General features: G+C 55.6%; 3 protein-coding genes. 1 reads left to right on the forward strand and 2 read right to left on the reverse strand.

The features are described from left to right. Positions 1-28: 28 nt before the first annotated feature. Positions 29-1,027: a type I glyceraldehyde-3-phosphate dehydrogenase gene (gene gap, locus HMPREF9538_RS01700; protein WP_002903227.1), complete on the reverse strand. Its 999-nt coding sequence runs from the start codon at positions 1,025-1,027 to the stop codon at positions 29-31. Positions 1,028-1,309: 282 nt separating this feature from the next. Here gap and HMPREF9538_RS01695 point away from each other — a divergent pair, with 282 nt between their 5' ends. Further along, entirely contained in the window at positions 1,310-1,468 is a 159-nt protein-coding gene (locus HMPREF9538_RS01695) for a YqaE/Pmp3 family membrane protein (protein WP_002903230.1), read from the forward strand. A gap of 34 nt (positions 1,469-1,502) precedes the next feature. Here the strand turns inward: HMPREF9538_RS01695 and HMPREF9538_RS01690 are convergent, their stop codons facing one another. After that, entirely contained in the window at positions 1,503-1,895 is a 393-nt protein-coding gene (locus HMPREF9538_RS01690; RefSeq protein WP_004224558.1) for a DUF1398 domain-containing protein, read from the reverse strand. Positions 1,896-2,141: the final 246 nt, after the last annotated feature.

Consider the following 2,141-nt stretch of genomic DNA (forward strand, 5'->3'; position numbering starts at 1 on the left):
CGGACAGCGCAGGCTGTCCGCCGTTCACTTAGCGGGCAAATTTCTCCAGCACGCGGATCAGTTGGGTGACAAAGCCGTATTCGTTATCGTACCAGGCGACGGTTTTCACCAGCTGTACGCCGCCGGCCTCCACAATCTCCAGCTGGGTAGCATCGTAGATCGAACCGAAATGGCTGCCGATGATATCGGAAGAGACGATCTCCTCTTCGGTGTAACCAAAGGATTCATTGCCCTCAGCCGCCTGCCTCATCGCCTGATTGACCTCATCCGCAGTCACCTTTTTCTCCAGCACCGATACCAGCTCCGTCACTGAGCCGGTTTTGGTCGGTACGCGCTGGGCATGGCCTTTCAGCTTACCGCTCAGGGCAGGGATCACCAGGCCAATGGCTTTTGCCGCGCCGGTAGTGTGCGGGATAACGTTTTCCGCCGCCGCCCTGGAGGCGCGCAGATCTTTTCCGCGCGGCCCGTCCACCAGCGACTGGGTGCCGGTATAGGCGTGGATGGTGGTCATGGTGCCTACGGTGATGCCGAAGGCATCCTGCAGAACTTTGGCCATCGGCGCCAGGCAGTTGGTGGTGCAGGAGGCCACGGAGATGATGGTGTCATCCGGGGTCAGGGTGTCATCGTTGACGTTGTAGACGATGGTTTTCATCTCGCCGGCGGGGGCGGAAATCAGCACTTTGCGCGCGCCGGCCTGGAGATGGGCTTGCGATTTCTCGGCCGAGGTGTAGAACCCGGTACACTCCACAATCACCTCGGCGCCTGCCGCCTGCCATGGAATATGCTGCGCCTCTTTTTCGGCATACACCGTAATGGTTTTGCCGTTGACGATCAGCGCATCTTCGGTAAAGTCGACGCTCCACGGGAAGGGGCCGTAGTTTGAATCATGCTTCAACAGGTAGGCCAGCACCTTTGGCGAAGTGAGGTCGTTGATAGCCACCACTTCCAGGCTGCTGTCGACTTCTAATAAACGACGTAACACCAGACGTCCGATACGACCAAATCCATTAATCCCAAGTTTACTCATGGATATTCTCCGGTTGGTAAAACGACTCGATGTGATGAAACTCCTCCAGGCTTAGCCCTGTCCCCCTGATTGGTCAACTGACAATCTGTGCGCTATGCCAGGGCCTGCGGGCCGGAGAGGGGAAAAGTGAATGTTTTCCCGGTCTTTTTTGCCCGTGACGGCAGGGAATGATTTTTGTTACCAGAGATGAGGGGGCTGCCTGCTGGCGAAACGACGAAAAGCGTCTATGCTTAACTATTGAATAGCTTAGTAAAAAATTGACGTTAGACGAAGGGAGAGGTTATGGGATTCTGGAGAATCGTTTTCACTATCATTCTGCCGCCGCTGGGTGTGCTGCTGGGAAAAGGCTTCGGCTGGGCGTTTATTCTCAATATCATTTTGACCCTGCTGGGCTATATTCCTGGCCTGATCCACGCCTTTTGGGTGCAGACCCGCGATTAAAGGCTGACCCTCGCCGCCTCCCCCTGAGACCGGTTCAGGGGGGCATCAGGCACTCTTTATATAACAGCGTATTATCCTTCGACCAGTAGTGCCGGGTCTCCTCTTCCAGATCGACGATCCACTTAAACACCCCGGCGCTGGCGAGATCCCGGCAGTACTGTTCAAAGTTAATGGCCCGGGCAAAGTGGCGGATAACGGCGGCCCTGGTCAGACAATGGCTGGCCTCAGCGCGAACGCGCAGCAGCCCGCGGGCGCTTTTTACCGAGACCACCTCGTCGTTTGCCATTACGAAATTCATATTGCCGGTGGAAACAAAATAGATGTAGTAGGAGACCTGATGCCGACGCAGTTCATTGGCGAAGGTGGCATAGTCGGCGTCAGAACGCGCTTGCTCAAAAAAATGACCCAGCCTGACCAGCAGTTCCATTTCGATCCTTATCGTGTCGCTGTGTGCGGCTTTGGCCGATAGCGGCAGAAACCATTCACTAAATAACTTATTCGCATTTTAATAATATAGGCGCGTTATATTAATGGTTATTGCGTAACTGGAACACGGTTTCAAGTGTTACAATCTATTGCAATCGTTTGGCTACCTGGTCAGCGATGCGTAAGCGAACGGCGAGGCGGGAACGAGGAGACAAGCGCGGGGGGGGGGGGGGGGCGGGGGGGGGGG

The sequence above is a fragment of the Klebsiella sp. MS 92-3 genome, from assembly GCF_000195655.1.
GTDB lineage: Bacteria > Pseudomonadota > Gammaproteobacteria > Enterobacterales > Enterobacteriaceae > Klebsiella > Klebsiella pneumoniae.

Excerpts from the sequence above, each read along its gene's own strand:
- gap (WP_002903227.1), bottom strand. The coding sequence starts at position 1,027 with ATGAGTAAACTTGGGATTAATGGATTTGGTCGTATCGGACGTCTGGTG.
- HMPREF9538_RS01695 (WP_002903230.1), top strand. The coding sequence starts at position 1,310 with ATGGGATTCTGGAGAATCGTTTTCACTATCATTCTGCCGCCGCTGGGT.
- HMPREF9538_RS01690 (WP_004224558.1), bottom strand. The coding sequence starts at position 1,895 with ATGGAACTGCTGGTCAGGCTGGGTCATTTTTTTGAGCAAGCGCGTTCT.